Source organism: Pseudomonas sp. Marseille-Q5115, assembly GCF_916618905.1.
GTDB classification, from domain to species: Bacteria; Pseudomonadota; Gammaproteobacteria; order Pseudomonadales; family Pseudomonadaceae; genus Aquipseudomonas; species Aquipseudomonas japonica_A.
Genome location: NZ_CAKAKI010000002.1, coordinates 39,888 through 61,306, shown reverse-complemented (window position 1 = coordinate 61,306; position 21,419 = coordinate 39,888). Strand labels below are relative to the sequence as shown.

At 60.3% G+C, this 21,419-nt stretch carries 25 protein-coding genes, 5 pseudogenes and 1 riboswitch; of the genes and pseudogenes, 11 read left to right on the top strand and 19 right to left on the bottom strand.

Annotated elements, in window-relative coordinates:
* The first annotated feature begins 208 nt into the window (after positions 1 to 208).
* Together LG385_RS24135 and LG385_RS24130 are read left to right on the top strand one after the other, a co-directional pair.
* Entirely contained in the window at positions 209 to 979 is a 771-nt protein-coding gene (locus LG385_RS24135) for a MarR family transcriptional regulator (protein WP_225776402.1), read from the top strand.
* A gap of 616 nt (positions 980 to 1,595) precedes the next feature.
* The gene (locus LG385_RS24130) at positions 1,596 to 2,300 is read left to right on the top strand and encodes a hypothetical protein (RefSeq protein WP_225776347.1); all 705 of its coding nucleotides are present in this window, start codon (positions 1,596 to 1,598) and stop codon (positions 2,298 to 2,300) included.
* A gap of 4 nt (positions 2,301 to 2,304) precedes the next feature.
* Here LG385_RS24130 and LG385_RS24125 read toward each other — a convergent pair whose 3' ends face one another.
* Positions 2,305 to 2,670 carry a hypothetical protein gene (locus tag LG385_RS24125; protein ID WP_225776346.1) on the bottom strand — a complete coding sequence of 122 codons (366 nt, stop codon included), beginning with the start codon at positions 2,668 to 2,670 and terminating at the stop codon, positions 2,305 to 2,307.
* 219 nt (positions 2,671 to 2,889) lie between these two features.
* Here LG385_RS24125 and LG385_RS24120 point away from each other — a divergent pair, with 219 nt between their 5' ends.
* The 3 genes from LG385_RS24120 (at position 2,890) to LG385_RS24110 (ending at position 3,689) form a co-directional block, all read left to right on the top strand.
* Complete coding sequence (locus LG385_RS24120) at positions 2,890 to 3,168, top strand: hypothetical protein (RefSeq protein ID WP_225776345.1); 279 nt, start codon at positions 2,890 to 2,892, stop codon at positions 3,166 to 3,168.
* On the top strand, positions 3,165 to 3,413 hold the full coding sequence (locus LG385_RS24115; protein WP_225776344.1) for a cysteine desulfurase: 249 nt from the start codon (positions 3,165 to 3,167) through the stop codon (positions 3,411 to 3,413). Before LG385_RS24120 ends, LG385_RS24115 begins: the two co-directional genes overlap by 4 nt.
* A gap of 129 nt (positions 3,414 to 3,542) precedes the next feature.
* Complete coding sequence (locus LG385_RS24110; protein WP_225776343.1) at positions 3,543 to 3,689, top strand: hypothetical protein; 147 nt, start codon at positions 3,543 to 3,545, stop codon at positions 3,687 to 3,689.
* Between the two features lie 66 nt (positions 3,690 to 3,755).
* On the opposite strand, the gene LG385_RS24105 is transcribed toward LG385_RS24110, so the two are convergent.
* On the bottom strand, positions 3,756 to 4,031 hold the full coding sequence (locus tag LG385_RS24105) for a hypothetical protein (RefSeq protein WP_225776342.1): 276 nt from the start codon (positions 4,029 to 4,031) through the stop codon (positions 3,756 to 3,758).
* 206 nt (positions 4,032 to 4,237) lie between these two features.
* Here LG385_RS24105 and LG385_RS24100 point away from each other — a divergent pair, with 206 nt between their 5' ends.
* Positions 4,238 to 4,570, top strand: a complete 333-nt coding sequence (locus LG385_RS24100) for a hypothetical protein (RefSeq protein WP_225776341.1) — start codon at positions 4,238 to 4,240, stop codon at positions 4,568 to 4,570.
* Between the two features lie 235 nt (positions 4,571 to 4,805).
* Positions 4,806 to 5,123 carry a hypothetical protein gene (locus LG385_RS24095; RefSeq protein WP_225776340.1) on the top strand — a complete coding sequence of 106 codons (318 nt, stop codon included), beginning with the start codon at positions 4,806 to 4,808 and terminating at the stop codon, positions 5,121 to 5,123.
* Positions 5,124 to 5,226: 103 nt separating this feature from the next.
* Here LG385_RS24095 and LG385_RS24090 read toward each other — a convergent pair whose 3' ends face one another.
* From LG385_RS24090 to LG385_RS24085, 3 genes are all read right to left on the bottom strand, one after another.
* Positions 5,227 to 5,439, bottom strand: a complete 213-nt coding sequence (locus LG385_RS24090; RefSeq protein ID WP_225776339.1) for a hypothetical protein — start codon at positions 5,437 to 5,439, stop codon at positions 5,227 to 5,229.
* A gap of 85 nt (positions 5,440 to 5,524) precedes the next feature.
* On the bottom strand, positions 5,525 to 5,656 hold the full coding sequence (locus tag LG385_RS25485) for a hypothetical protein (protein WP_263974750.1): 132 nt from the start codon (positions 5,654 to 5,656) through the stop codon (positions 5,525 to 5,527).
* Between the two features lie 8 nt (positions 5,657 to 5,664).
* A complete protein-coding gene (locus LG385_RS24085; RefSeq protein WP_225776338.1) occupies positions 5,665 to 6,201 on the bottom strand; it encodes a CHASE4 domain-containing protein in 537 nt (178 codons plus the stop codon).
* Positions 6,202 to 6,841: 640 nt separating this feature from the next.
* Here LG385_RS24085 and LG385_RS24080 point away from each other — a divergent pair.
* The gene (locus tag LG385_RS24080; protein WP_225776337.1) at positions 6,842 to 7,105 is read left to right on the top strand and encodes a hypothetical protein; all 264 of its coding nucleotides are present in this window, start codon (positions 6,842 to 6,844) and stop codon (positions 7,103 to 7,105) included.
* Positions 7,106 to 7,462: 357 nt separating this feature from the next.
* Here the strand turns inward: LG385_RS24080 and arsH are convergent, their stop codons facing one another.
* The 4 genes from arsH to LG385_RS24055 are packed head-to-tail and all read right to left on the bottom strand — an operon-like array spanning position 7,463 to position 10,364.
* The gene (arsH, locus tag LG385_RS24070) at positions 7,463 to 8,176 is read right to left on the bottom strand and encodes an arsenical resistance protein ArsH (RefSeq protein ID WP_225776336.1); all 714 of its coding nucleotides are present in this window, start codon (positions 8,174 to 8,176) and stop codon (positions 7,463 to 7,465) included.
* Positions 8,177 to 8,223: 47 nt separating this feature from the next.
* Entirely contained in the window at positions 8,224 to 8,694 is a 471-nt protein-coding gene (locus tag LG385_RS24065) for an arsenate reductase ArsC (protein WP_225776335.1), read from the bottom strand.
* A 16-nt stretch (positions 8,695 to 8,710) separates the two neighbouring features.
* The gene (locus LG385_RS24060) at positions 8,711 to 9,994 is read right to left on the bottom strand and encodes an arsenic transporter (protein ID WP_225776334.1); all 1,284 of its coding nucleotides are present in this window, start codon (positions 9,992 to 9,994) and stop codon (positions 8,711 to 8,713) included.
* A 25-nt stretch (positions 9,995 to 10,019) separates the two neighbouring features.
* Positions 10,020 to 10,364, bottom strand: coding sequence for a metalloregulator ArsR/SmtB family transcription factor (locus LG385_RS24055; protein ID WP_225776401.1), 345 nt, complete (start codon positions 10,362 to 10,364; stop codon positions 10,020 to 10,022).
* A gap of 178 nt (positions 10,365 to 10,542) precedes the next feature.
* Between LG385_RS24055 and LG385_RS24050 the strand changes: the two are divergent.
* Positions 10,543 to 10,839, top strand: a pseudogene (locus LG385_RS24050) (DUF411 domain-containing protein); the annotation flags it as partial.
* 98 nt (positions 10,840 to 10,937) lie between these two features.
* Here the strand turns inward: LG385_RS24050 and LG385_RS24045 are convergent.
* The 6 genes and pseudogenes from LG385_RS24045 to mntP all read right to left on the bottom strand — a co-directional run bounded on the left by LG385_RS24045 (position 10,938) and on the right by mntP (position 18,251).
* On the bottom strand, positions 10,938 to 11,276 hold the full coding sequence (locus tag LG385_RS24045; protein WP_225776333.1) for a copper-binding protein: 339 nt from the start codon (positions 11,274 to 11,276) through the stop codon (positions 10,938 to 10,940).
* Entirely contained in the window at positions 11,273 to 14,431 is a 3,159-nt protein-coding gene (locus LG385_RS24040; protein WP_225776332.1) for an efflux RND transporter permease subunit, read from the bottom strand. The genes LG385_RS24045 and LG385_RS24040 overlap by 4 nt, the downstream gene beginning before the upstream one ends.
* Entirely contained in the window at positions 14,428 to 15,906 is a 1,479-nt protein-coding gene (locus LG385_RS24035) for an efflux RND transporter periplasmic adaptor subunit (RefSeq protein ID WP_225776331.1), read from the bottom strand. Before LG385_RS24035 ends, LG385_RS24040 begins: the two co-directional genes overlap by 4 nt.
* The gene (locus LG385_RS24030) at positions 15,903 to 17,159 is read right to left on the bottom strand and encodes a TolC family protein (protein WP_225776330.1); all 1,257 of its coding nucleotides are present in this window, start codon (positions 17,157 to 17,159) and stop codon (positions 15,903 to 15,905) included. The genes LG385_RS24035 and LG385_RS24030 overlap by 4 nt, the downstream gene beginning before the upstream one ends.
* Positions 17,160 to 17,255: 96 nt before the next feature.
* Entirely contained in the window at positions 17,256 to 17,597 is a 342-nt protein-coding gene (locus LG385_RS24025; protein ID WP_225776329.1) for a hypothetical protein, read from the bottom strand.
* An 88-nt stretch (positions 17,598 to 17,685) separates the two neighbouring features.
* Positions 17,686 to 18,251, bottom strand: a pseudogene (gene mntP / locus LG385_RS24020) (manganese efflux pump MntP).
* A 5-nt stretch (positions 18,252 to 18,256) separates the two neighbouring features.
* A riboswitch (yybP-ykoY riboswitch) is annotated at positions 18,257 to 18,426 on the bottom strand.
* A gap of 218 nt (positions 18,427 to 18,644) precedes the next feature.
* On the opposite strand from mntP, the gene LG385_RS24015 reads away from it, so the two are divergent.
* Positions 18,645 to 18,971 carry a four-helix bundle copper-binding protein gene (locus tag LG385_RS24015; protein WP_225776328.1) on the top strand — a complete coding sequence of 109 codons (327 nt, stop codon included), beginning with the start codon at positions 18,645 to 18,647 and terminating at the stop codon, positions 18,969 to 18,971.
* Between the two features lie 73 nt (positions 18,972 to 19,044).
* Here LG385_RS24015 and LG385_RS24010 read toward each other — a convergent pair.
* The 4 genes and pseudogenes from LG385_RS24010 to LG385_RS23995 form a co-directional block, all read right to left on the bottom strand.
* A pseudogene (locus LG385_RS24010) lies at positions 19,045 to 19,273 on the bottom strand (ATP-binding protein); the annotation flags it as partial.
* Positions 19,274 to 19,748: 475 nt separating this feature from the next.
* Complete coding sequence (locus LG385_RS24005; RefSeq protein WP_225776327.1) at positions 19,749 to 19,940, bottom strand: co-regulatory protein PtrA N-terminal domain-containing protein; 192 nt, start codon at positions 19,938 to 19,940, stop codon at positions 19,749 to 19,751.
* A gap of 370 nt (positions 19,941 to 20,310) precedes the next feature.
* On the bottom strand, positions 20,311 to 20,808 hold the full coding sequence (locus tag LG385_RS24000) for a hypothetical protein (protein WP_225776326.1): 498 nt from the start codon (positions 20,806 to 20,808) through the stop codon (positions 20,311 to 20,313).
* A gap of 134 nt (positions 20,809 to 20,942) precedes the next feature.
* Positions 20,943 to 21,077, bottom strand: a pseudogene (locus LG385_RS23995) (integrase); the annotation flags it as partial.
* 37 nt (positions 21,078 to 21,114) lie between these two features.
* Here LG385_RS23995 and LG385_RS23990 point away from each other — a divergent pair.
* A pseudogene (locus LG385_RS23990) lies at positions 21,115 to 21,303 on the top strand (hypothetical protein); the annotation flags it as partial.
* Positions 21,304 to 21,419: the final 116 nt, after the last annotated feature.

The window sequence follows — 21,419 nt, the reverse complement described above, 5'->3', positions numbered from 1 at the left end:
CGCTCAATGGCGGACTTATGGAAAAGATTCCTCCGCAGGCGGTGCCATACCCTGGCCCTGGCCTGCACACCCAGCGACACCCAGACCTGACCGGCTTCACCCCAGCGCATGACCCTCGTGGCCTAGGCGGTGAAGCATGAGACACCTCAAGGCTGTCAGGCTTGCCCCCTCCGATCCCCACTCCGCGCTGCGCCGACCTGGCCGGCAGATGCCTGCCCGTTATGCCGCCCCACGCCACCTCTCGGAACAACAGCTTAAAAACCCCCTGATCCGCAGCGCCTACGAGCGTCTGAGCAACATGGTCAGCTACCGCGGCCAGTACCTGCGCCGCCTGGACGGCGTCCACGGTGACCGCCGTACCCGCCGTGAAAAATTCTGCGCCATCGAGCGCGTGGCCGAGCAGTTGCTGGTGCGCCTGGACTTGGCCACCAGCGTGCTGGGCTACATCGATCCGCAAAATGGCCGCTATGTCCTGAACACCCAGCGCGGCATTGCCGAGGACGCGGGTATTTCCGCGCCGGCGCTGTGCCGTCTGCTGAAAACCCTGGACGAGGCCGGCTATGTGTACCGGCGCATTGAGCGCATCCGCCTGGACGAGAAAGACGACAACGGGCTGCACCTGGTGCGCACCCGCGTCCTGGTGCGCTTCACCCGGCTGTTCTGGAAAGACCTGGGCTTGGCCTACGTCTATGACCGGGTACAGAAAGCCGCCAAGAAGCGCCGTGACGCGCAGCTGCGCGACATTGGCCAGCAGCGCCTGTTCGAGCTGGAACGGCACTCGCTGGAGCTTCAGCGCCGTGAACTGTCCCGGGAGCGCTGGCAAGCCAAGGAAGCGCGTGAGGCACGCTTGGAAAGCCCGCGCAAGCCGGCAACCCCAGCCCAACCCGAGGCGCGAGGCGGTCCGGCCGTGAAGGCCAGTAACAAGGTGCAGGGCGCAATGGACAGGCTCTTTGCATCGATGGCCAACAAGGCCAAATAAGCACCCCTACGTCCAAAATCCGTATCCGCTCACGCGGAGGCCCTGTCACGCCTGCGATTTAGTGGGCTTTCTCCCGCTTCGCTGTCACCTGTGGGAATGCCCTGAGCGGGGCGCCAAGCGCGCCCATTTCCGCCTCAAAACGACCCCGGCTGGACCTTCCAAAGAAGATGCTTGTGGATGCTTTGGAATAAATGAAATTTTATACCCCCTTCAGTTTCCCCGTCCCGGAAAAACAGGGAATTACGAGGTGTGGAGCCCCCCTCGTAGAGCATAATGCCCACGCATTTCGTGCCTGCGGCACGGCGTGGACCGGTGACCTTCAGACCGTACAAAAGCCTGTCTAAGCGGCCCAGGGCGGTACCCGCCCTGCCCTGGCCTTGCGGCCACCCTTCGGGCGCCAAGACCCGGATACATCGCCCCCAGGCGGCTACGCCACCTGCCGGCTCAACCGGGCGCGTGTGCGCGCAGGCTTTCGGATTCAATAGAGCCTGAACCACCGCCTTGTGCCTTCGGTGAAGGCATGCGTTTTGAGGACTCTGCTTGGGCAGATGAACAGCGGTGACACGGCACGCGCTGGGTGTCACCATAGGTGCATTAAACGCACCCTGGTACCTCCATGTGCTATCCAAAAGGTGATCTGCGACGAATGCTCGCCGTGCTGGCCGCCATTGACCTGATACCCGACGCCAGCCTGGTTAAAATCGTGGCCCGCACAGGCCTGGACAAGAAAACCGTCACGCACCTGGTGGAACAGGCCCGGGAGCAGGCCGGGGTGATCGTCACCAAAACCGGCCCTGTGTATGCGCTCGAAAGCTGGGGCCCCGTAATCCAGCGCAGCGGCGCGTTGCAAGCGCTCCGGGGTGCATCGGCAGTACCTGAGCCGCGGCTAGCGGCTGAGACGATCAATCTCGTAAAGCCCGCAGCCGAGTCCATGTCGCGGCCCCCCCACATGAAGCTGATGCAGGAGATAGAGAGCGCTCAATTGATCCGCCCGCTCGGGCATGGGTGGGTCGCCTGCGCTGACGCGTTGCCCTGGAATGACTATACCCGTCAGTTGGAGTACATCGTCTATAGCCCAGCCTATGGCGGTGACCTGCACTTGTGCACGTTCAACTTGAGCGGGGCTCACTGGTATGAAGAATCCCTTGAAACGGGCATCAGCGGCGTGACGCACTGGCGCCTGGCAAAGCCGGGCGAGGCGCGCAATAGCAGGCTGGACGGGCCGCCCCCCATGGCCACCGAAGAGGATAGCGAAGCCTTGGCACCGCTTCATCGCTGGTGGGATTGGTATCGCCACCACACCGGCCGTGAAGACGCCTAAGGGCTCAGGGACGACCGGGAAGACGCGCTGCCGGCGGCGCGGCCAGGTAGGCATGCTCGTGGAACGCGGCGCTGTGGCCAGCGTTCTCGTGGCTGGTCGAGGTGACCAGCCGGTCCTTTAGCCGCTTCACTTCGGTTTCGAGCTCACCGATCCGGGCCTGCTGGTGTTTGATTTGCTGCTGGTCAGTGTCGTGCCGGGTTACCAGCTGCGCGATCCGGCGCCGACTATTCGTCAGCTCGCGGCACGTCTCGTCCAGCTCACGATTGAGCAAGGTGCAGTGGTGTTTCCACGCGGCGAGCATGGACGGAATACCGAGGGAAAACGCGTCCTGGTCGGGATCAGGCAGTGAGTTCGAGGGCTGTGCGTCCATGGCGGCGGTCCGATTAATATGTATGGATATACAGTGTAACCCTATGCAGGCGCTTGGGAATCGTCCTGCTGTTGTCAGCCTGGCAGATGGCACGCAGCCATTCCATCGCGCACGCCTGTGTTTGCAAACGGGGCGCCTATCTGACTCATTTTGTCGCCGTAAACGGCCTTGACGGTCCTTGCTGGCCTAAGGTTAAGGTACACGCTTAGGAGGACACGAATGAAAGCGGCTGACGAGTTCTGGACCCTGACCCGACCCTTACAAGCATTCTGGATCGACGAGGACACGGTGTATGCGGCCTTTGATGCGCAAGGCGCGGTGCAGCTGGCCAACGAAGAATACGGTTTTACGTGGTTCACCCTGGCGGATGTCATCCCTTGCAACCGCGTCATGCTGGACGGACCGGCCTATTCACCATCTGGCCGGCGACTGGGGACGCTGTGGCAGCAACTGGTCCTCATGCCGGAGCCGGGCTACCTGTGTGCGAGGCTGCCATGAGGCCCAGACCCCTGAGCGTGTCACGGGTGGATCTGCCCGATTTTCTGCTCATCAAATGCCAGGGGATGCTGGACGACATCCAGCGCGCCGACAGCCCCAACGTTGCGCTGTTGACCGAACAGCGGGCGGCCGGCTTCACCGAAGCGCTGGAATGGTTGCAGGTGCTGCCAGCCTCCCAGATCGAGCAATTGTATGAGCTGTATGAACGTGCCCTGACCGGTCGGATAGCCGACCTTGATCATTGAGCCATGATTTCACCCAACGTTCTGCTCTTTGCATGCTGCGCTTAGGCCGGGTCCTTCAAGGACGTCAATCCACCTACGGATGTCTCAGCATTTATCGCCACGCCTTCGATTATGGAGTTGGAGAGAGGATTGGCCGGTAGGCGTTTCATTCTGGGTGAGAACGTGCCGTCCTTCGGGGGTAAGTCGCAGATCGAAGTAACCGAGCCGGACGCCGGTCACAAGGCCGCGCGCAATCAAGGCGTCAATCTGCACAATCCCGCTGCCGCTGACGACTGACAGGCCTGAACCAATTTCGGCGAGCAACTTTAGTTGGTGAGGTGTAGGGGTCATAAGCCGACCTCCTTAAGGGGCAGAGGGGACATCTGTAGACCTACGCCGGTAGTGCAGTACCGACCCCGCCCGTTCAGGTCGGGCATACAGGTCGTTCAAATACTGCACGCCCTTGAAGGTCAGCACGAGCCGGGTCTTGGCTGAGCTGGGACTGGACATCAACTGCGCGGTGACGTACCCGGCGTATACCAGCGATTGAAGCAGCACGTTGTCATCGCTGCTGAAGCGGAACCAGCGCTGTTCGCGGATGAGGCCCAAAAGGCGCTTGTGTTCATCATGGACAGGCATAGCTGAAGTACCTACAAGGCGATTACAGCACGATAGTCAAACGGAAGGATCAAGGCAAAAAACGGGTTCGTTATGGCTATTTGACACAGCGTGAGCAAGCCCCGCGTTTCCTGCCGATCAAACCCTTTCACTCAACGAAACCTGCGCCGCCTATACTCACAGATCTGCCCGCGCTCAGGTGAGCACAGCGCTACCGAGGATTGCTGATGGACCCCACCGATGAAACACTCCGACTGGCACAGGAGTTGGCGGCCAAGCATGAAGCGTTGTACCAGCAAGCCACGACATTGTTTCGGACGCTGGCCGCCCTCAACACGCCGGCAGACGCGACGGAGGCTTCGCAGTTTCCAGATCGTCTGCCAGCATTCGAAATCTGGTGGCGGCTCAAGGGGCGATACTGCCGAGCCAATGCCGGCGATCATGAAAAGACCTTTGCCTACCGTGCCTGGGAGGCCCGGGAAGCTGAAGTGACCGCCCTGCAAGCGCAAATAGCCGAACTCAAAGGTGTTCTTCGCGGAGCCCCGCGCGGTAAGGACTGAACGTGCACGGCTGGCTCAGGCATACGACAACACCCCGTGTCGTCAGACCTGAAATCCGATCCGGTCACCTTAAGAACAGTGCGTCTGGGCCAGCGTGGGCAATGAGCGTCTAGCCCCGCGCTGATGTTGCTACGCTGGTCGGATACCGCCCGAGCAAGGGGCGGGCTCCGCTCGGAGGTGAAACCTGGCCTGTGGCAAACTGCCGCGCTTTGTCCGCTTGGAAACGGAGCACGACGTGGAACAATGGCATCGACTGCCGCTCGGCCACGGCGCAGCGGAATATCAAACGCTGCGCGAAGTACGCCGGTTGCGGCTTGAATACGACGAGGCCATAGAGCTTGCCTCTGTTTTTCCGGTGCTGCTTGATCGGGCATCCATCAGCTTGTGGCTCTATCTTCCCCCCGGGAATGACGGTTTGGCCGAACGCCTGGAGGCCGTACCCTGTCCTGTCCCTGATTATGAGGCAGACCCACTGGTCAAGCTCAGCGAGGAATATCACCCGGCGTGCCTGCCGCTGCGTGTGCCCGTGCCAGTCGATAGCGTCCGGGAATAGTTGTCCGCGAATTGGACTTTCCCGACGTCGGTGCGGACCGCACAGAGTGATCATTTAATTGAGCCCAGCGCGCTGACGCTCGGCAGGGGCCGCGCCGGCTTATCTACTGCTCCAACCAATCCAGCAGTTCCTGCCCGAGGCTGGTAAGTGTTGCCCTGATGGTGATGGCTTCATCGTCCAGCGTGCCAATCAGCTTGATATGGCCGGACGACGACAGCTGTTCGACCCAGGGCCGGTTTTCCTCATCCAGCCGAATGGTCAAGCCGCGAGCGGCCGCAACGAGAATGCGCGAACTGGTCGTGCAGGGAAGTGGCATGTCGGTTTTAAATGGTTTCGATAAGGCCGATCATACAACGATGTCAGAAAGCTAGTAGCCAACGCGACGACCGGGTTCAGCCTCCTTAAGCGGAGAACCAGCCCGCTAGGCCGAGCAAGAGGCAAACGGTCAGCCACAGCGTTGTAAGGGCTAGCCAGCCTTGCAACTGCACAGCGGGAAGTGCTGCCTTGTCGTTCTGGTAACGGGACTCGACCATCGAAACCTTCATTTCAGCCGCGAACAGGGCTGCCTTGGCTGAATGGCCAGGTAATAGCCATAGACCGTTTCATCGTCCGCAGCCCTTTCATGAGCGAGCTGAGCGAGCCGTGCGACGTCCCCTGTGATGTATCGGGAGGCGGAGATGTCACTGAGTTGGCCCTTGATGACTGCATAGCGAGTGTCCTGGGCAGGCCCCACAATAAACACGGCTTCCAATGAGTAATTGGCATAGAGCCCCGGTCCCATGTTGTCCCGGGTGAAGGCCCAGTCTTGGTCTACCTGCCCGCCCCCGACGTGCTGGTAGGCTTCGTTCCAGAACGAGTAGTCGCGCAAGGTCATCTCGATCAAGTGGCGTTCGGCCCTCAGGCCCCGCTCGACATCGACAACGCTGTGCCTAGCTTCAAGCAGGTTTTGCTCCCGGGCAATGGACAGCAACGCCACCACCGCGAGCATAAAAAGCGTGGCAATGATCACGGCAAATGCCCATGCGAACCTTCGGGTGACCTTTGTATGGTGGCGGCTGCCGCCAGCAATTGCGCCCATGAACCTGCTACCTAAGGAAGTGATAGGTCCATGTCCCAAGATTGATGGCCCTTTGCTCACTTATCGGCATTAAATGAGATCTTGTGAGTCATCAAAGCCCAAACGGCATGATTCTGAAGCAAAGAGTTATGACGATTTGTTTCCGAGGCTTCATCAATCTTTGCCAGTATCATCATCAAGGCCGGGGGTGCTGTTGCTCGACCGATGTCACCGGAAGCGTACACCAACGACCCGTTTGCCCAGATCCAGTCCGACAGTGCGAGCAGTGATACAGGCCCTGGACGCGCTCAACCCTTGTAGGGGCCTCGGTACACTGCGCTCAGCCACGGTGCCCATAGCGCCGGACTGGGGCAGGCCGAGCGCTGATGAGCCGAGCCATATGACGCAAATAGATCAGTAGTGGACGGGTGAGGACACACTAACAAATGCAAACGAGGCGCTTCCAAGAAACCTTCAGCCCCACGCGTATCAATGTTTTTCCTTGCTATGTACATTTTCCGACCCCATAAGAATGATCTTGCCATCCGAAGGAGCGCACCATGTTTTGCGGTACCGACAAGGAAAACACCGGCCGGCTGTTGGAAGGTGGCGGTTTGCTGGACGACTGCCCGGCCGCAGGCCACCTGCCCTTGGGTCAGGCATGAGCGGTCCCTGGCCAACCGTCGCAGGGCTGAAGTTGCCCCACTACCTGGAAGACAAGTGCCAATCGCTGCTTGAGGGCATCCAGAGCGCCGACACCGTGACCAACGCCGTACTGGCCGAGCAACGGGCCGTAGGCTTTACCGAAGCCCTGGAGCTGTTGCAGGTGATGCCCGTGGCTCGAATCGAGCGGCTGTATGAATTATATGAATGCGCCCTGACCGGGCGAATCGCGGCGCTGGGCGTTGCTCGGCAAGGGCGTTGATGAACTGATGTCAACGCTTCAGCCCTACCCCTATTATGTGGATGAGGAAGATGGAGCCGTTAAGGGATACGCCTACGCCAGCCAGCACCGGGTTCGCCCAGCCCAACGAGGGCAGCGTTGGCCTGCACGAAGCGCCAGGTTAATGCACATCGGTACCTAACCTGAGGGGCCTCAAGCTCGGTAAATGGCACGACGTTGGCTACTGGCGGCTCGGGCTGCCTGTTAACCCCACCGTGGAGTCTGTGCTGTTCCCTGATCTGGAGCGCGCATCCAGGTAAGCCGACCTGGCACCGCGTGCTGGTAGATGGGGCTTGGTCACCTCATCTACCAACTGATGAATCTCGCGGTAGGGACGCGTTAGATGGAACGCTGATTGACGCGTTTGGAAAGCGCTTCAGCGGACTCCTTGCGTTCGGAGTAGCGATCAACCAGGTAATCCTGGCGATCGCGCAGCAGCAGCGTGAACTTCATCAGCTCCTCCATCACGTCCACCAGGCGGTCGTAATAGGAGGAGGGTTTCATCCGGCCGGCCTCATCGAACTCCGTGAAGGCTTTGGCCACCGAAGACTGGTTGGGGATGGTGAACATGCGCATCCAGCGGCCCAACACGCGCAGCTGGTTGACCACGTTGAAGGACTGCGAGCCCCCGCACACCTGCATCACGGCCAGGGTTTTTCCCTGGGTCGGCCGCACCGCGCCGATGGCCAGCGGCACCCAGTCGATCTGCGCCTTGAACACCGCGCTCATCGCGCCGTGCCGTTCAGGCGAACACCATACCTGCCCTTCTGACCACTGCATCAGCTCTCGCAGCTCCTGCACCTTCGGGTGGGAGTCGGGGGCATCGTCCGGCAGCGGCAGGCCGGAGGGATCGAAGATACGGGTTTCGGCGCCAAACTCTTCCAGCAGGCGTGCCGCCTCCTGAGTCACCAGGCGGCTGAACGAGCGTTCCCGCGTCGAGCCGTACAGGAGCAGAATCCGGGGCTTGTGCCGCGACGGGGTGGCCGGTGTCAGCTGCTCCAGCGTAGGGAGGTCAAGCAGGTCTGCCTGCACGTTGGGTAAGGTGTCTTGCATAGCACTCTCCTAAGGCTGCGTCCTGCGGGCACAGCCCTGGTTGATCTTCAAAGCGTTCCGATACGGCCCAGCTCGGCTTTCAACTGCTCCTCGCTCAGCGTTGCGAAGGGCAGCGCCAGGAAGGCGCGCACGCGTTCCTGGATCTTGGCCAGGGTGGTGGCGAATGCCGCTTCGATCTCAGCCTCCGAGCCGGTGGCTTCCGAGGGATCAGCCAGGCCCCAATGCGCTTTCAAGGCGGGGCCGAAGAAGACGGGGCAGGCTTCGCCGGCGGCCCGGTCACAGACGGTGATCACGATGTCCGGCGGCGCGCTTTCAAAGGCGTCCAACGCCTTGCTGCTCAAGCCGGCCGTAGGAATGCCGGCAGCTTCCAGCGTGTGCAGCGCGCGCGGGTTGACCCGACCGCTGGGAAAACTGCCCGAGCTGACCGCTTCGAAGCCGTCCGAGGCCAGGTGGTTGAACACCGCTTCGGAGAGGATGCTGCGGCAGCTGTTGTGGGTGCACATGAACAGGACTTTCATCAGAGGATTCCTTGGTTCAGAAACTCAGGCGCAGGGCCAAAGCACAGAGGGTGGCGACGAGGATAGGCAGGGTCAGCACGATCCCGGTCTTGAAGTAGTAACCCCAGCTGATGGTGATGCCCCGCTTGGCCAGCACATGCAGCCACAACAGCGTGGCCAGGCTGCCAATCGGGGTGATCTTCGGGCCCAGGTCGCAGCCGATGATGTTGGCGTACACCATGGCCTGCTGGACCACGCCATCGACCTCGGCGGCATGGATGGACAAGGCGCCGACCAGCACCGTGGGCATGTTGTTCATGATCGAGGACAGGAAGGCGGTCAGCAGCCCGGTGCCCAGCGATGCGCCCCAGAGGCCGTAGCCGGCAAAGACGTTGAGCAGGTGCGCGATGTAGTCGGTCAGGCCGGCGTTTTTCAAGCCGTAGATCACCAGGTACATGCCCAGGGAGAAAATCACCACCTGCCAGGGTGCGCCCTTGAGCACCTTGCCGGTGTTGATCGCGTGACCTCGGGCCGCGATCACATACAACACGAAGGCGCACACCGCTGCGATGGCACTGATCGGCACGCCCAGCGGCTCGATCACGAAGAAGCCGATCAACAGCACCGCCAATACCCACCAGCCGGCAATAAACGTTGGTCGGTCGCGGATCGCCTCATCAGGGTGATGCAGCTGCGCCAGGTCGTAGGTGTTGGGCAACTCCTTGCGAAAGAACCACAGCAGCATCAGCAAGGTCGCTGCCACGCTGACCAGGTTCACGGGGACCATGACGGACGCGTATTCACTGAAGCCGATATTGAAGTAGTCCGCCGACACGATGTTGACCAGGTTCGACACCACCAACGGCAAGCTCGCCGTGTCCGCGATAAAACCCGCCGCCATGACAAAGGCCAGGGTAGCGGCCGGGGAAAAGCGCAACGCCAAGAGCATGGCGATGACGATCGGGGTGAGGATCAACGCGGCGCCGTCATTGGCAAACAGGGCCGATACCGCGGCGCCCAGCAGAATGATGAAGGCAAACAGCTTGCGTGTACTGCCGCCTCCCCAGCGTGCGACATGCAATGCGGCCCATTCGAAAAAGCCGGCCTCATCCAGCAGCAGGCTGATGATGATGACCGCGATAAAGGTCGCGGTGGCATTCCAGACGATGTGCCACACCTGGGGAATGTCGCCCACGCTGACCACACCGGTCAACAAGGCCAGCACGGCGCCAAAGGTTGCGCTCCAGCCCACACCCAGCCCCCGGGGTTGCCAGATGACGAGCACGATGGTGGCAATGAAAATGAGTACGGCAGTCAGCATTTCGGTCACTCGGTTGGGACGTGATTCAACTGCACACGGCCTGATTGACGGGACGGCCGTTCATGCCGCACAGGCGTTTGGCCTCGGTTTCCAGCCATTGCTGATTGGCGTCCACCACGTCCTTGAGCACGGCGGTAACCCACGCGGGCAACTCAGGGTGCAGGCGGTAGTACACCCACTGGCCCTGGCGGCGGTCCATCAGCAAGCCGGCCGAACGCAGCAGGGCCAGGTGACGGGAAATCTTCGGCTGGTTCAGGTCCAGCGCGGCGGTGAGCTCACAGACACACAGCTCGCCCTGGCTCACGATCAGCAAGGTGATTTTGGTCCGGGTATCGTCGGCAAGGCATTTGAATAACGCCGTCGGGGTCATGGCGGTTAGGGCAGACATGACAGGCTCCTTTACATATGAGAATCCAAATATACGAATTTTCAAATATATGAGATAGCGAGTGTTTTAGCGATCTGACAGAAACAAAAAAACCGCCCTAAAAGGCGATTTTCGTTCCAGCGGGGGTAGCTGCTCTTTGGGGCAGCTACCGTAATGGAATCAGGTCAAGGATCACCTTGAGAACGACATGCACGCGTTCAAACAGGCTCAGGGCGTCCCTGATCGGCTGGTGTCGTGCCACACCGGGATCATGAGCGGCAAGTTCATTGAGGGGCATGTACCCGTCGAGCAGATTGCGTTGCTGGAGCAACGAGACGACCTGCGCGGTGTAGCAGCCCCCGGTATGCCTGCCGGTTCGCCGGGAATGGAGCGGGGTGGGGTGCGCGATGCCTATCAGATCATCGGCGTGACGCGCCAAGGTGATGAGGAAATCGTGGCCAGCTATAAGGCGCAATAGGGTGTCTCACAAGCTAGAGCGCCTCTCGCCTAAATCCTTGATTGGGATGGCTACAAATTGCCACCATTAAACATGGCGGCAATCGTAGCGGCGCGCCTTTACTTTTTTATCGAGACAATCGTGGCTTTGCCTGCCGGTTGCGAAAAAGAGAAGGACACCTTGTCTCCCACCTGTAGCCCGTTTATCTGATTCTCTGTGACAGAAAACGCCATTGTCATGGGCGGCCATTGCACGGCTGGGACAGCGCCATGCGCGATGGTCACGGAGTGCTTCTCGTGGTTGATAGCCTTGATCGTGCCCTCGGCACTGGCGACTTGTGCCGAGCTTGCAGATGAGCCACCCGTGCCGTCCATTTTCATGCCCGGCATGTCGTCAGCCCACACCGAAAAGGAAAGTGCGAAAACGGTGACAGCGAGTGCGGAGTGAGTCAGTTTCATAGGGTTGTCTCCTGAGGGTTGGGGGATATGGCGGTCGGATGCCGAAAGCGCATCAGGCGATACGCCGCTGGCAGCACAAACAGCGAGAGCAAGGGCGCCGTGACCATGCCGCCGACCATGGGAGCAGCAATACGGCTCATGACCTCGCCGCCTGTGCCACTGCCCATTAGAATCGGTAACAGGCCCGCCAGGATGACCGCCACGGTCATTGCCTTGGGCCGGACGCGCTGCACGGCGCCTTGGCGAATCGCTTCAATCAGCCCTTGCTCTGAACGATCGCCCGCGCTTTGTTGCTCTGCCCAGGCATTTTTCAGGTAAAGCAGCATGATCACGCCGAACTCGGCGGACACCCCGGCCAGTGCGATGAAGCCGACCCCCGTGGCAACCGACAGATTGAAGCCGAGCAGGTAGAGGAACCAAGCCCCACCGGTGAGCGCGAACGGCAGTGTGGCCATGATCAACAACGCCTCATCGACACGGGAAAACGTCAGGTACAGCAGCACAAAGATGATCAGCAACGTGGCCGGTACCACCAGCTTCAGTCGGGCGTTGGCCCGCTCCAGGAATTCGAACTGCCCCGAGTAGCTGAGGCTCATCCCCGGCTGCAACGTGACTTGCGGACCGATGGCCTGGCGCAGCTCGCCTACCACCGACGCCAGGTCCCGGCCACGCACATCGATGTACACCCAGCCCGAAGGCCGCGCGTTCTCGCTTTTGAGCATCGGAGGGCCGTCGGTGAGCTTGATCTTGGCCACCGTTCCTAGGGTGATCTGGCTGCGTTGAGGGGTATAAATCGGCAGTTGCTCAAGCGCGCCTACCGAATCACGCCACTCGCGGGGATAACGCACGTTGATCGGAAAGCGGGCAAGGCCCTCTACCGTTTCTCCGACGTTTTCACCACCAATGGCGCCGGCCACGATGGATTGCACATCGGCGATATTCAGCCCGTAACGCGCAGCGGCGTTTCGGTCGATCTTAACGTCGATATACCGCCCGCCAGTCAGCCGTTCTGCTAGGGCTGAGCTGACGCCTGGCACCGTTTTGGCTACCCGTTCCACGGCCTGTGTCGCTGCATCGATTTCGGTCAGGTTGGGGCCCGTTACCTTGATTCCGATCGGGCTCTTGATCCCGGTGGCCAGCATGTCGATCCGGTTGCGAATGGGCGGTATCCAGATGTTGGTCAACCCCGGAACCCTAACCACCCGATCCAGTTCCTCCACCAGCTTCGCCTGCGTCATTCCTGGACGCCATTGCTCCCGGGGTTTGAACTGAATGGTGGTTTCAAACATTTCCAACGGCGCTGGGTCCGTGGCGGTTTCGGCTCGACCGGCCTTGCCAGAGACGTGTTCGACCTCCGGAATGGTTTTGATCAAGCGGTCGGTCTGTTGCAGCAGCTGCGCCGCTTTCTGGACGGACAGGCCAGGAAGCGCTGACGGCATATAGAGCAGATCGCCTTCGTCCAGCGGTGGAAGAAACTCGCCACCCAACCGGGAGAGCGGCCACAGCACGCTGAAAAACACGAGCGCGGAGATTAGCAAGGTAGTCTTGGGCCACCGCAGGACCAGATTCAACGCAGGCCGATAAGCCCGGACAAGCAAGCGGTTGAGCGGGTTGTGCTGCTCACTGGGCAGCCGGCCGCGAATCCAGTAGCCCATCAGCACTGGCACCAGAGTGATCGACAATCCCGCCGCAGCCGCCATGGCATAGGTCTTGGTGAAGGCCAGAGGGCCGAACAGCCGGCCTTCCTGGGCCTCCAGGGTGAACACCGGGATAAACGACAGGGTGATGATCAGCAGGCAAAAAAACAGTGCCGGGCCGACTTCTGTCGCAGCGTGGGTCATCACTTGCCAATGACGCTCCCCCTTCAATACCTCACCAGGGTGGGCAAGATGCCACGCTTCCACTTTCTTATGGGCGTTCTCGATCATGACCACGGCGGCGTCGACCATCGCGCCAATGGCAATGGCGATGCCCCCCAGGGACATGAGGTTGGCATTGATGCCCTGGTGACGCATGACGATAAAGGCAATCAGCACGCCCACGGGCAGCGAGATGATGGCCACCAGCGAAGAGCGCAGATGCCACAGGAAAACCGCGCACACCAGCGCAACGACAATGAACTCCTCGATCAGCTTGTGACTGAGGTTTTCTACCGCACGGTCAATCAGCTTGCTGCGATCATAGGTGGTGACGATTTCGACTCCTGCCGGCAGGCTGCGCTTGAGTTCCTCCAGCTTCGCCTGGACCGCGGCGATGGTTTCGCGGGCATTCTTCCCGCTACGCAGCACCACTATGCCGCCTACGGTTTCGCCCTCCCCATCGAGTTCGGTAATGCCACGACGCAGTTCAGGCCCCAACTGGATCGTGGCGACATCGCCGAGCGTGATTGGTACACCGCCAACCCCCAGTTTCAAAGGGATCGCCCGGAAATCGTTGAGCGTCTTCAGGTAACCGGAGGCTCTTACCATGAACTCGGTTTCTGCCATTTCTAACACGGCGCCACCGGTCTCCTGATTGGCCCTACTGATGGCGGCGCTGACGTCCGCCTGGGTGATCCCCAAGCTGGCAAGGCGGATGGGATCGAGCAGCACTTGGTACTGCCTGACCATGCCGCCGACGGTCGCGACCTCGGCGACGTTGGGCAGGGTCTTGAGCTCGAACCTGAGGAACCAGTCCTGCAAGGCCCGCAACTGCGCCAGATCATGCCCCCCCTTGCGATCCACCAACGCATATTGGTAAATCCAGCCGACACCTGTCGCATCCGGCCCCAGCGCGGGTTTCGCGTTCGCCGGCAAGCGGCTCTGCACCTGACTCAAGTACTCCAGCACCCGCGAACGCGCCCAGTACGGGTCGGTACCCTCCTCGAACAACACGTAGACGAAGCTGTCGCCGAAGAAGGAATAGCCACGGACCGTTTTTGCACCAGGGACTGAAAGCATGGTAGTGGACAGTGGATAGGTCACCTGATTTTCGACTATCTGCGGCGCCTGCCCCGCATAGGGGGTGCGGATGATCACTTGGACGTCGGAGAGGTCAGGCAGCGCATCGATGGGGGTGTTCTGCAATGACCAGATACCCCAGGCTGTCACGAACAGCGTCCCCAGCAGTACCAGGAAGCGGTTGGTAACCGACCATCGGATAAGGGCGGCAATCATGGCTGGTTTCCCCTTTTTTCCAGTCGCTCGACCACCAGCCCGTCGTCGGTCTGGCTGACCGCTATTCGCACCTGGTCTCCTGCTTTCAGGTTGTTCACCACGCCTGGGTTGGCGATAGGAAAGGTCATCGTCATGCCAGGCATGCCCAGCGTGTTGAAAGGGCCATGGGCGAGCGTGACCGCGTTGTCGCTGATATCGACAATTTGCCCGTCTGCTTCATGTAAAGGCTTGGACGTACCGAGGGGTGGGGCATCCTGGGCCGGTGCGACGATGCCTTTGAGGCTGGCCTCCGAGTCCAGCAGAAACTGGCCGGAGGCAACGACCTTCTGACCTTCCTCCAGGCCCTGGACAATTGCAGTCTTGCCATCACTTTCCTGCCCCAGCTGCACCTCGACCGGACGGTATTTGCCTGAGCCCTGCGCGAGCATGACCAGCGCCCGGCGTCCGGTGCGGATAACCGCCTCGCTGGGCACCCACAAGACGCTGGGCTCGCCGGGATGGTGCAGGCGCACCTGTGCCGTCAGGCCGGGCCTGAGCTGCCCGTCAGGGTTGGGGAGTTCAACCCGTACGCGAAGCGTGCGGCTATCAGGATTGGTTTCCGGTAGAATCGTGCTGACCTTGCCCGTTAGCGTCTTCCCCGGAAAGGCCGGGAGGCGGGCCTCAACGGTCTGCCCGGGCATGATTGATCCGGCTTCGGACTCCGGAACAGCCACCACCAGCCAGACACGGCTCAGCCCATTGATGCGGGCCAGTGTCTGACCGGTGGCCAAGGTCATGCCCGCGCGTAGATTCAATTCTTGAAGAACGCCACCGATCGGGCTGGTGAGCGTCTGGTAAGGCTGGACCTGGCCACTGCGCTCTACTTGGGCGATCAACGTCGCTGGCATGCCGGTCAGACGAAGGCGCTGCCGCGCCGCAGCCAGCAAATCAGCATCACCTTGGGCCTTGAGGGCAAGAAACTCCGTTTGTGCAGCGGCCCAGTCGGGTACCAGCATGTCGGCCAACGGCGCATTGACGGGCAGCACATCACCGGGGGCACGAGCATAAACCCGTTCGACAAACCCATTGGCGCGCGCCTGAACGACGGCGACGTCACGCTCGTTGAATGTCACCACACCGGTGACATCGAGCGTGGAGTCCAGAACGCCCCGGGTGACGACGCCAAGCCTAAGGCCGAGGTTCTGCGTCACGCCAGGATCGATGCTGAGGGCAGCCGCATCCTCGGCGCCGCTCGCATATTGAGGAACCAGCTGCATATCCATGAAGGGGGACTTCCCCGGTTTGTCGAATTTCTGCTGGGGATACATAGGGTCATACCAATACAGCGCCTTCCGCTCCTTCGAGCCCTCAGGTGCAGACGCAACGATGGCCAATGACGGATCGGTGCCCCGCTGGCCAGCGAACCAATACCCGCCTGCCGCCCCCAGTCCCATGGCCAGCCCGACCAGGACAACTACGTTCCATGGCTTGTTCATTGGCTTGGCTCTTCATAGGCAAAGTACAGGCGGGCCCTGGTCAGGGCCCGCTGTTCCTCCACGTCAATCTGCGTGAGGCGTGCTTCGATGAGTTCACGACGGGCCGCGATGACGCTATTCAAATCGGCTTTGCCTGCCCGATAACTGGCCAGGCTGAGCTCAACTTTCTGCTCGGCCAGGGGGACCATGGTTGCCCGGTTTCGTTGCACGGCACGGGTAAGTCGGGTGTAGTCCGCCAAATCGCCTTCCAATTGTTCGGCGTGCTCCCGGGACAGGGCGTCGCGCTGCGCCTCAAGTTGGCTGAGTTCGGCCTGTCTGGCGGCGATTTTGGGGTTCTGCCGGGAGCCCGGAAACAACGGCAGATCCCATGAGAACTGCACGCTGACCATGTCGCCAAACTCACGATTTCGGTGCTGATAGTCCAGCTCCCAGCTCCAGTCCGGGCGTTTTTCCGCAATGGCTTCTTGCACCTTTGCCTGGGCTTCGCGGGTCATCGGCGCAAACGCTGCCAGTTCGGGATGGTGTTGCAGCTTGTGGGAATAACCAGACGCGCCTGCAGGCCAGTCCGGCAGCCCACCCACCGGTTCGTCATGGCCTGCCGCCCCGATCCAGCGCTTGAGCGCCGCACGCGCCCGTGTTCTCTGAAGGTCAAGGTCGTCCTGTTGCTCCGCGAGTCGCGCAGCTTCCTGTTTGGGGGTTACTGCATCGGCAGGTTGCGCGCGGCCACCGGCAATCTGCGCCCTGACGGTTTCGGCGAGCAGCTGGTTTTCCTTGTAGAAGTCCTGAAACAGCGCGTTCTTGCGCTCGACCGAATAGCTACTGATCCATGCCATTGCCGTGGCTTGGCGTACATTCAAGCGCTCAACCTGGCGCCCCGCAGCAGCGCGTTCAACGGCTGCATTAGCGACCTCGATACGGGCCCTGCGCTTGTTACTGTTGGGCATCTCCTGTCTGATCCCGACCATCTGCATGGTCATGAAATCATTATTGATATTCCAGCGATCCGGGCCGCCAATGGGGTAGTTCTGCAGGCCCGCCACCAGTGTGGGGTCCGGTAGTTCACCGGCGGGCACGGCCGCGCTGCTGGCGGCCTGAATGTTGGCATCTTGTGCGGCAAGCGAGGGCGCGTGGATCTCCGCCAGTCGCAACGCTTCATCAAGCGTCAGGGTGGCAGCCAAGCCCGACGATGCCATTACGCTTGCCACCAGGCCAGCCACAACTGGCCAGCCGGTGCAATAGCTCTTGACGTTCATGTTTACAATTCCTGTGATTCCACTGCGCGCAGAAAAGAGACGCGTGCAGGCAGTCCACTTCACCTAAGCAAAGTGGGGCTCAACGTCGAACAGGAATTAAATGCGCGGGGGGCGCCATACCCCGGAAGGGGCCTGGATGGGTGAGGGATCGCTGGCTAGAGCAACCGATACAGAGCTGACTGGCGTTACAGGTGGCTTGAAGACCGAGGTTTCCAGCATCCCGCTCGTCTTGCACTCTTGACCAGGTTTGCACGGCTTACCATGGTCGGCAGGGCTTTTCATTTCGCTACAGCAGTCCATGCCCATGTCGTCCACCATCGCCATACCCATCGTCTTCATCGGGCAGGGCTCCGTGAGCGCCTGGACACCCGCCATCCCAGTGAGGGGAAGCGCAATGCTGATTAGGAACAGGAGGCAGAACCGCAGGTAACGTTTCATACGACAGCACTGTAGGGAACGAAAACGGCGCTGACAATGGGATTTGTCTGATTCAGCCAACGGGGAAGTACTGATCTTCGCAATGTGATCACACTGCCGATAAATGTTCGTAGAGGATTGTCGACCCAACGGCCATCAGCACAACGCCGCCGATGATCTCAGCGCGTTTGCCCACGACAGTTCCCAGTACGCGGCCCAGCATCATGCCGATCGTGACCATTACCGTCGTGGCCACGCCGATAGCCGAGGCGGCGACCAGAACGTTTACATTGACGAAGGCTAAGCCAACCCCTACGGCTAAAGCGTCAATACTGGTGGCAACGGCCGTCGTCGCCAGGATGAAAAACGAGTGCTGGTTGGGTTTCTCCTGCTCGGCCTCCTCGTGCTTGAGGCCGTTGTAGATCATGTGTACGCCCAGCGCCAACAGCAGGGCGAAGGCGATCCAGTGGTCCCAGTTTTCCACGTATTTGGCGGCGGCCTGCCCGATCACCCAACCTACCAGGGGGTGATCGATTCAATCACGCCAAAAATAAGACCAGTGCGCAGCGCTTCGGTAAAACGTGGTTTATGGAGGCTTGCGCCCTTGCCAATGGCCGCTGCAAAAGCGTCCGTAGACATCGCCAAGGCAAGGAGCAGAAGGGAAATGGGGCTCACGGTTAACGTCCAGTCGGGCTTTGAGTCAACGACACAACCACACGCCCGACTTCAGGCATGGATGCATCGTTGGTCTCGCCAACCAGAAGGTGTTCGTGCCACGGCATGCTGCCGAGAATGTTGACACGAACGCTCTAGATCAAGGACCTAGAGCAGGCTACTCCCCAACAAGGGGCGCCACTATAGCGGCGTAAATGTAAAAAAAACATCAATCTGAGCCGCTGGTGTACCCCCCCTCCACATGGAGCGACGCGAACCCTGAGCTCAACCTTACAGAAACGTAATTAAACTTTAGAAACCCATTACCACCGGAGTGAGTCGGACCCTATGTGCCTTGGAAAAAAGGCAGTAGATGGAAACGCGAGAATCGACCGCCAACCTCGGAGATAACTCATGAACAGTGGTTATGATGATTGCATTGAGGAATGCCTGCGCTGCGCTCTGGCCTGTGAAAGCTGCGCTTCAGCCTGCTTGCAAGAGCAGGATACTCAAATGATGGCTAACTGCATAAAGCTGGACAGGGATTGCGCCGACATGTGCAAGCTCGCGGCAATGCTGATGGCGCGCCAGAGCCCCCTAGCGAAGGAATTCTGTGCCCTTTGCGCAAAGGCCTGCAAAGCTTGTGGCGATGAGTGTGGTAAGCACGACGATGACCACTGCCAGAATTGCGCCAAGGCCTGCCACGCCTGCGCCCAGGCCTGTGAGGCCATGGCGGCTTGAGCCCTAGCCTCCCGGCAAGGAAGCCGGGAGCATAACCACGCAAGGACCGCTGAGCCGACAGAACGCGCCAGCGTTACGGGTGGTGAGGACGAAGGAACGTCAGGATGAAGGCCGTTCTTCCACCTGCCGACGTACAGGCGATGTTGCCCCCATGTGCCTGCATCAATGACCGATGCAATGGCTAACCCCAGGCCCGCATTCCCGGTGCCCTCTCGCCGTGCCGGATCTACCCGGTAGAAGCGGTCAAAGATCCGCTGTAGATGCTGCGGCCCGATTTCAGGTCCCGGATTCTCCACCTGCAGCTCAATCCGCCCGTGACCCTGGCGAGAGGGCGAAGCCCGTTTTTCGCCACCAGCCAGCCAAGGGCAGCGCTCAGCACCGTGCTGGCGAGCAGGACACTCCAGAACCACCGTTGAAGCACGGCCAAAAAGTGCATGTGAGTGGTCACGTCCAGGACCAGCCAGGCCGTCAGCGGTGGCTGATTGCCTGGCAGCGCTACCGCTGCTTGCATCGCCCTGAACATGCGGCCTTGGTTTTCCCACTCCCAGAGCCCGTCGCGCGGTGAAGCCCGCTCCAAGGTCGGGACGCTGGACAGAGGAGGCGGCGGCGAGTCCTTTGACGAAGGTACGTCGAGATGTTCTTGAGTCCATACGAGAGGGTCCAGGTAGGCAGATACGGCAACGGCACGGGGTGCTGGTCATCGGAGATTGCGTCGGACAATGTCACAGCGCCGCCACCAATTCGATTACATTTGTGTAAGCTCCAGGAGCCGTTGCGTTAGCAGCACGCCTTAGCGTTTTCCTCTTTCTGAGTTGCAGTACTGGCCACTTGCTGGGCCGATTTTTTCGCCGCGACGGTATGCTGTGCATCAACCACGCGTGTGAAGACACGGTCTGCCCCGTCTTCAGCGAAGGCCATGGAGGACAGGCCGAAAGCGAGGGTAAGCAAGACGGCTTTAGGCAGATTCATTGGGGGGTTCCTTTGCTACGAAGGCGGCACACGCCGCGGAGTGCCTAACATAGCGAGGGGTGGCTTTCAGTTACCTGAGCCTGAGGTTACAGCTGTGTCAGCTGCCGCTTGGCTAGCGTGTGGTCGCATGGCGAGACACCCCTCTCGGACGCTAGGAGTGTCTCGAGTGGCAGTTGACGGGGCTGTCAGTTATGACATAATCATTAGGCGCACACGTGGCGCACCAGGGTGGTTACAGGGATCTTCGGATTGCGCCCCGTTGCTGAGCTTACTCAGTTCGCCCATGGCGAGGTAACAACGTCCTGCCCCGTCGCAATGCGCGCAACGCGGCGGCTGAGACCCCCCTCCTTGAGAGGGGGTCGCCTTTCTCTCACGGCGTGTGCCGGTTCCTCACTTCCTTCGGATACTGCCCTTTGGGCTTTTTCTGCGTGTCCAGGGCAACCTTGAAAATACTGAAGCCTTTTTTGTTGACCGGCACCCCGGGAGCGCCTTCGCCTGTGCGTGCAAAATAAGCGCTGGTAACGTGTATGCGTAGCAAGCGGTATTCCCGGAATACGGCCAGGCAGACCTTGTAGGGTTCGATGACCCCATTCAGGTTGTTTTGCACATGCAGCGTGAAAAACCGTTCGCCTTCCTGGTGGTAGAGCAGCGCGCCCTGGTCGAGCTGTTCGATGATACGGCGCAAGTGTTTTGAGGCAGCGTACCGCTCCAGGCACACCGCCTGGCTATGACGACCGTCTGCGTAACTGAAGGAAATATTGTGCTCGGTGCCGTCCTTGGTGAAGCAGTGCAGACCGTAGGTCACCACAAAGCGGATTTCACCCTGGCGAGTCTTGAACACGACTTCATGGCAGTCTAGATGGCTCAAATCGTATGGCTTGCCATCGTATTCAAACGGCGCCCAGATCTGGATTGAATCTACATGGAATTTAGGCAAGCCGGTCTCTCTGCCGCCAGGTTGATCGAAGAGCCAGCATTATGCCAAACGGGGCTTGGGCGCCTTCAATATTTCACCTTGTACGTCGGTGAATCCTCCGGCCGGTTCTGCCGCCGATCATAGATCCGTGTGGTACTGATGGTCGCGTGCCCCAGCTAGGCCTGGACCTTGGCAATGTCCGCCTCATGCTCCAGGGCATGGTGGCGCCGTCGCCCGCAGGGACCCGTTCAAGCGCGACTGGAGATCTGTTGCAGCCGCATGTTCGGCAAGCGGCTGACCGAGCTGGCCCCGATCAAGGAAGCGGTGGCCAGCTACACCGCACGCGCAGCCGAGAAGCTGCGCGCCCAGGGCTCGATGTGCAAGAAGATGCGCATCGCCGTGCGCACCGGCATGCTCAACTGGCAAGAGGTCAAATACGCAAATGGCTGGGGGATCGCATTACTGGGGCAAAAGATTTCTTTTGCTGCTTGACCCTGTAGCTACTACAGGCTGTTGAATGGTCTCATCTCCTTGCTAGCAGGCGCCTTATGAGCCAAGAAAAT

Bases quoted from the DNA above. Each gene is read 5' to 3' on its own strand.
- LG385_RS24035 (WP_225776331.1), bottom strand. From the start codon at position 15,906: ATGAACAAGCCATGGAACGTAGTTGTCCTGGTCGGGCTGGCCATGGGA.
- LG385_RS24040 (WP_225776332.1), bottom strand. From the start codon at position 14,431: ATGATTGCCGCCCTTATCCGATGGTCGGTTACCAACCGCTTCCTGGTA.
- LG385_RS24005 (WP_225776327.1), bottom strand. From the start codon at position 19,940: ATGAATCTGCCTAAAGCCGTCTTGCTTACCCTCGCTTTCGGCCTGTCC.
- LG385_RS24060 (WP_225776334.1), bottom strand. From the start codon at position 9,994: ATGCTGACTGCCGTACTCATTTTCATTGCCACCATCGTGCTCGTCATC.
- LG385_RS24045 (WP_225776333.1), bottom strand. From the start codon at position 11,276: ATGAAACTGACTCACTCCGCACTCGCTGTCACCGTTTTCGCACTTTCC.
- LG385_RS24015 (WP_225776328.1), top strand. From the start codon at position 18,645: ATGAACAGTGGTTATGATGATTGCATTGAGGAATGCCTGCGCTGCGCT.
- LG385_RS24100 (WP_225776341.1), top strand. From the start codon at position 4,238: ATGGACCCCACCGATGAAACACTCCGACTGGCACAGGAGTTGGCGGCC.
- LG385_RS24105 (WP_225776342.1), bottom strand. From the start codon at position 4,031: ATGCCTGTCCATGATGAACACAAGCGCCTTTTGGGCCTCATCCGCGAA.
- LG385_RS24030 (WP_225776330.1), bottom strand. From the start codon at position 17,159: ATGAACGTCAAGAGCTATTGCACCGGCTGGCCAGTTGTGGCTGGCCTG.
- LG385_RS24080 (WP_225776337.1), top strand. From the start codon at position 6,842: ATGAGCGGTCCCTGGCCAACCGTCGCAGGGCTGAAGTTGCCCCACTAC.
- LG385_RS24135 (WP_225776402.1), top strand. From the start codon at position 209: ATGCCTGCCCGTTATGCCGCCCCACGCCACCTCTCGGAACAACAGCTT.
- LG385_RS24025 (WP_225776329.1), bottom strand. From the start codon at position 17,597: ATGAAACGTTACCTGCGGTTCTGCCTCCTGTTCCTAATCAGCATTGCG.
- LG385_RS25485 (WP_263974750.1), bottom strand. From the start codon at position 5,656: ATGGTCGAGTCCCGTTACCAGAACGACAAGGCAGCACTTCCCGCTGTG.
- LG385_RS24130 (WP_225776347.1), top strand. From the start codon at position 1,596: ATGTGCTATCCAAAAGGTGATCTGCGACGAATGCTCGCCGTGCTGGCC.
- LG385_RS24055 (WP_225776401.1), bottom strand. From the start codon at position 10,364: ATGACCCCGACGGCGTTATTCAAATGCCTTGCCGACGATACCCGGACC.
- LG385_RS24115 (WP_225776344.1), top strand. From the start codon at position 3,165: ATGAGGCCCAGACCCCTGAGCGTGTCACGGGTGGATCTGCCCGATTTT.
- arsH (WP_225776336.1), bottom strand. From the start codon at position 8,176: ATGCAAGACACCTTACCCAACGTGCAGGCAGACCTGCTTGACCTCCCT.
- LG385_RS24085 (WP_225776338.1), bottom strand. From the start codon at position 6,201: ATGGGCGCAATTGCTGGCGGCAGCCGCCACCATACAAAGGTCACCCGA.
- LG385_RS24090 (WP_225776339.1), bottom strand. From the start codon at position 5,439: ATGCCACTTCCCTGCACGACCAGTTCGCGCATTCTCGTTGCGGCCGCT.
- LG385_RS24065 (WP_225776335.1), bottom strand. From the start codon at position 8,694: ATGAAAGTCCTGTTCATGTGCACCCACAACAGCTGCCGCAGCATCCTC.
- LG385_RS24125 (WP_225776346.1), bottom strand. From the start codon at position 2,670: ATGGACGCACAGCCCTCGAACTCACTGCCTGATCCCGACCAGGACGCG.
- LG385_RS24120 (WP_225776345.1), top strand. From the start codon at position 2,890: ATGAAAGCGGCTGACGAGTTCTGGACCCTGACCCGACCCTTACAAGCA.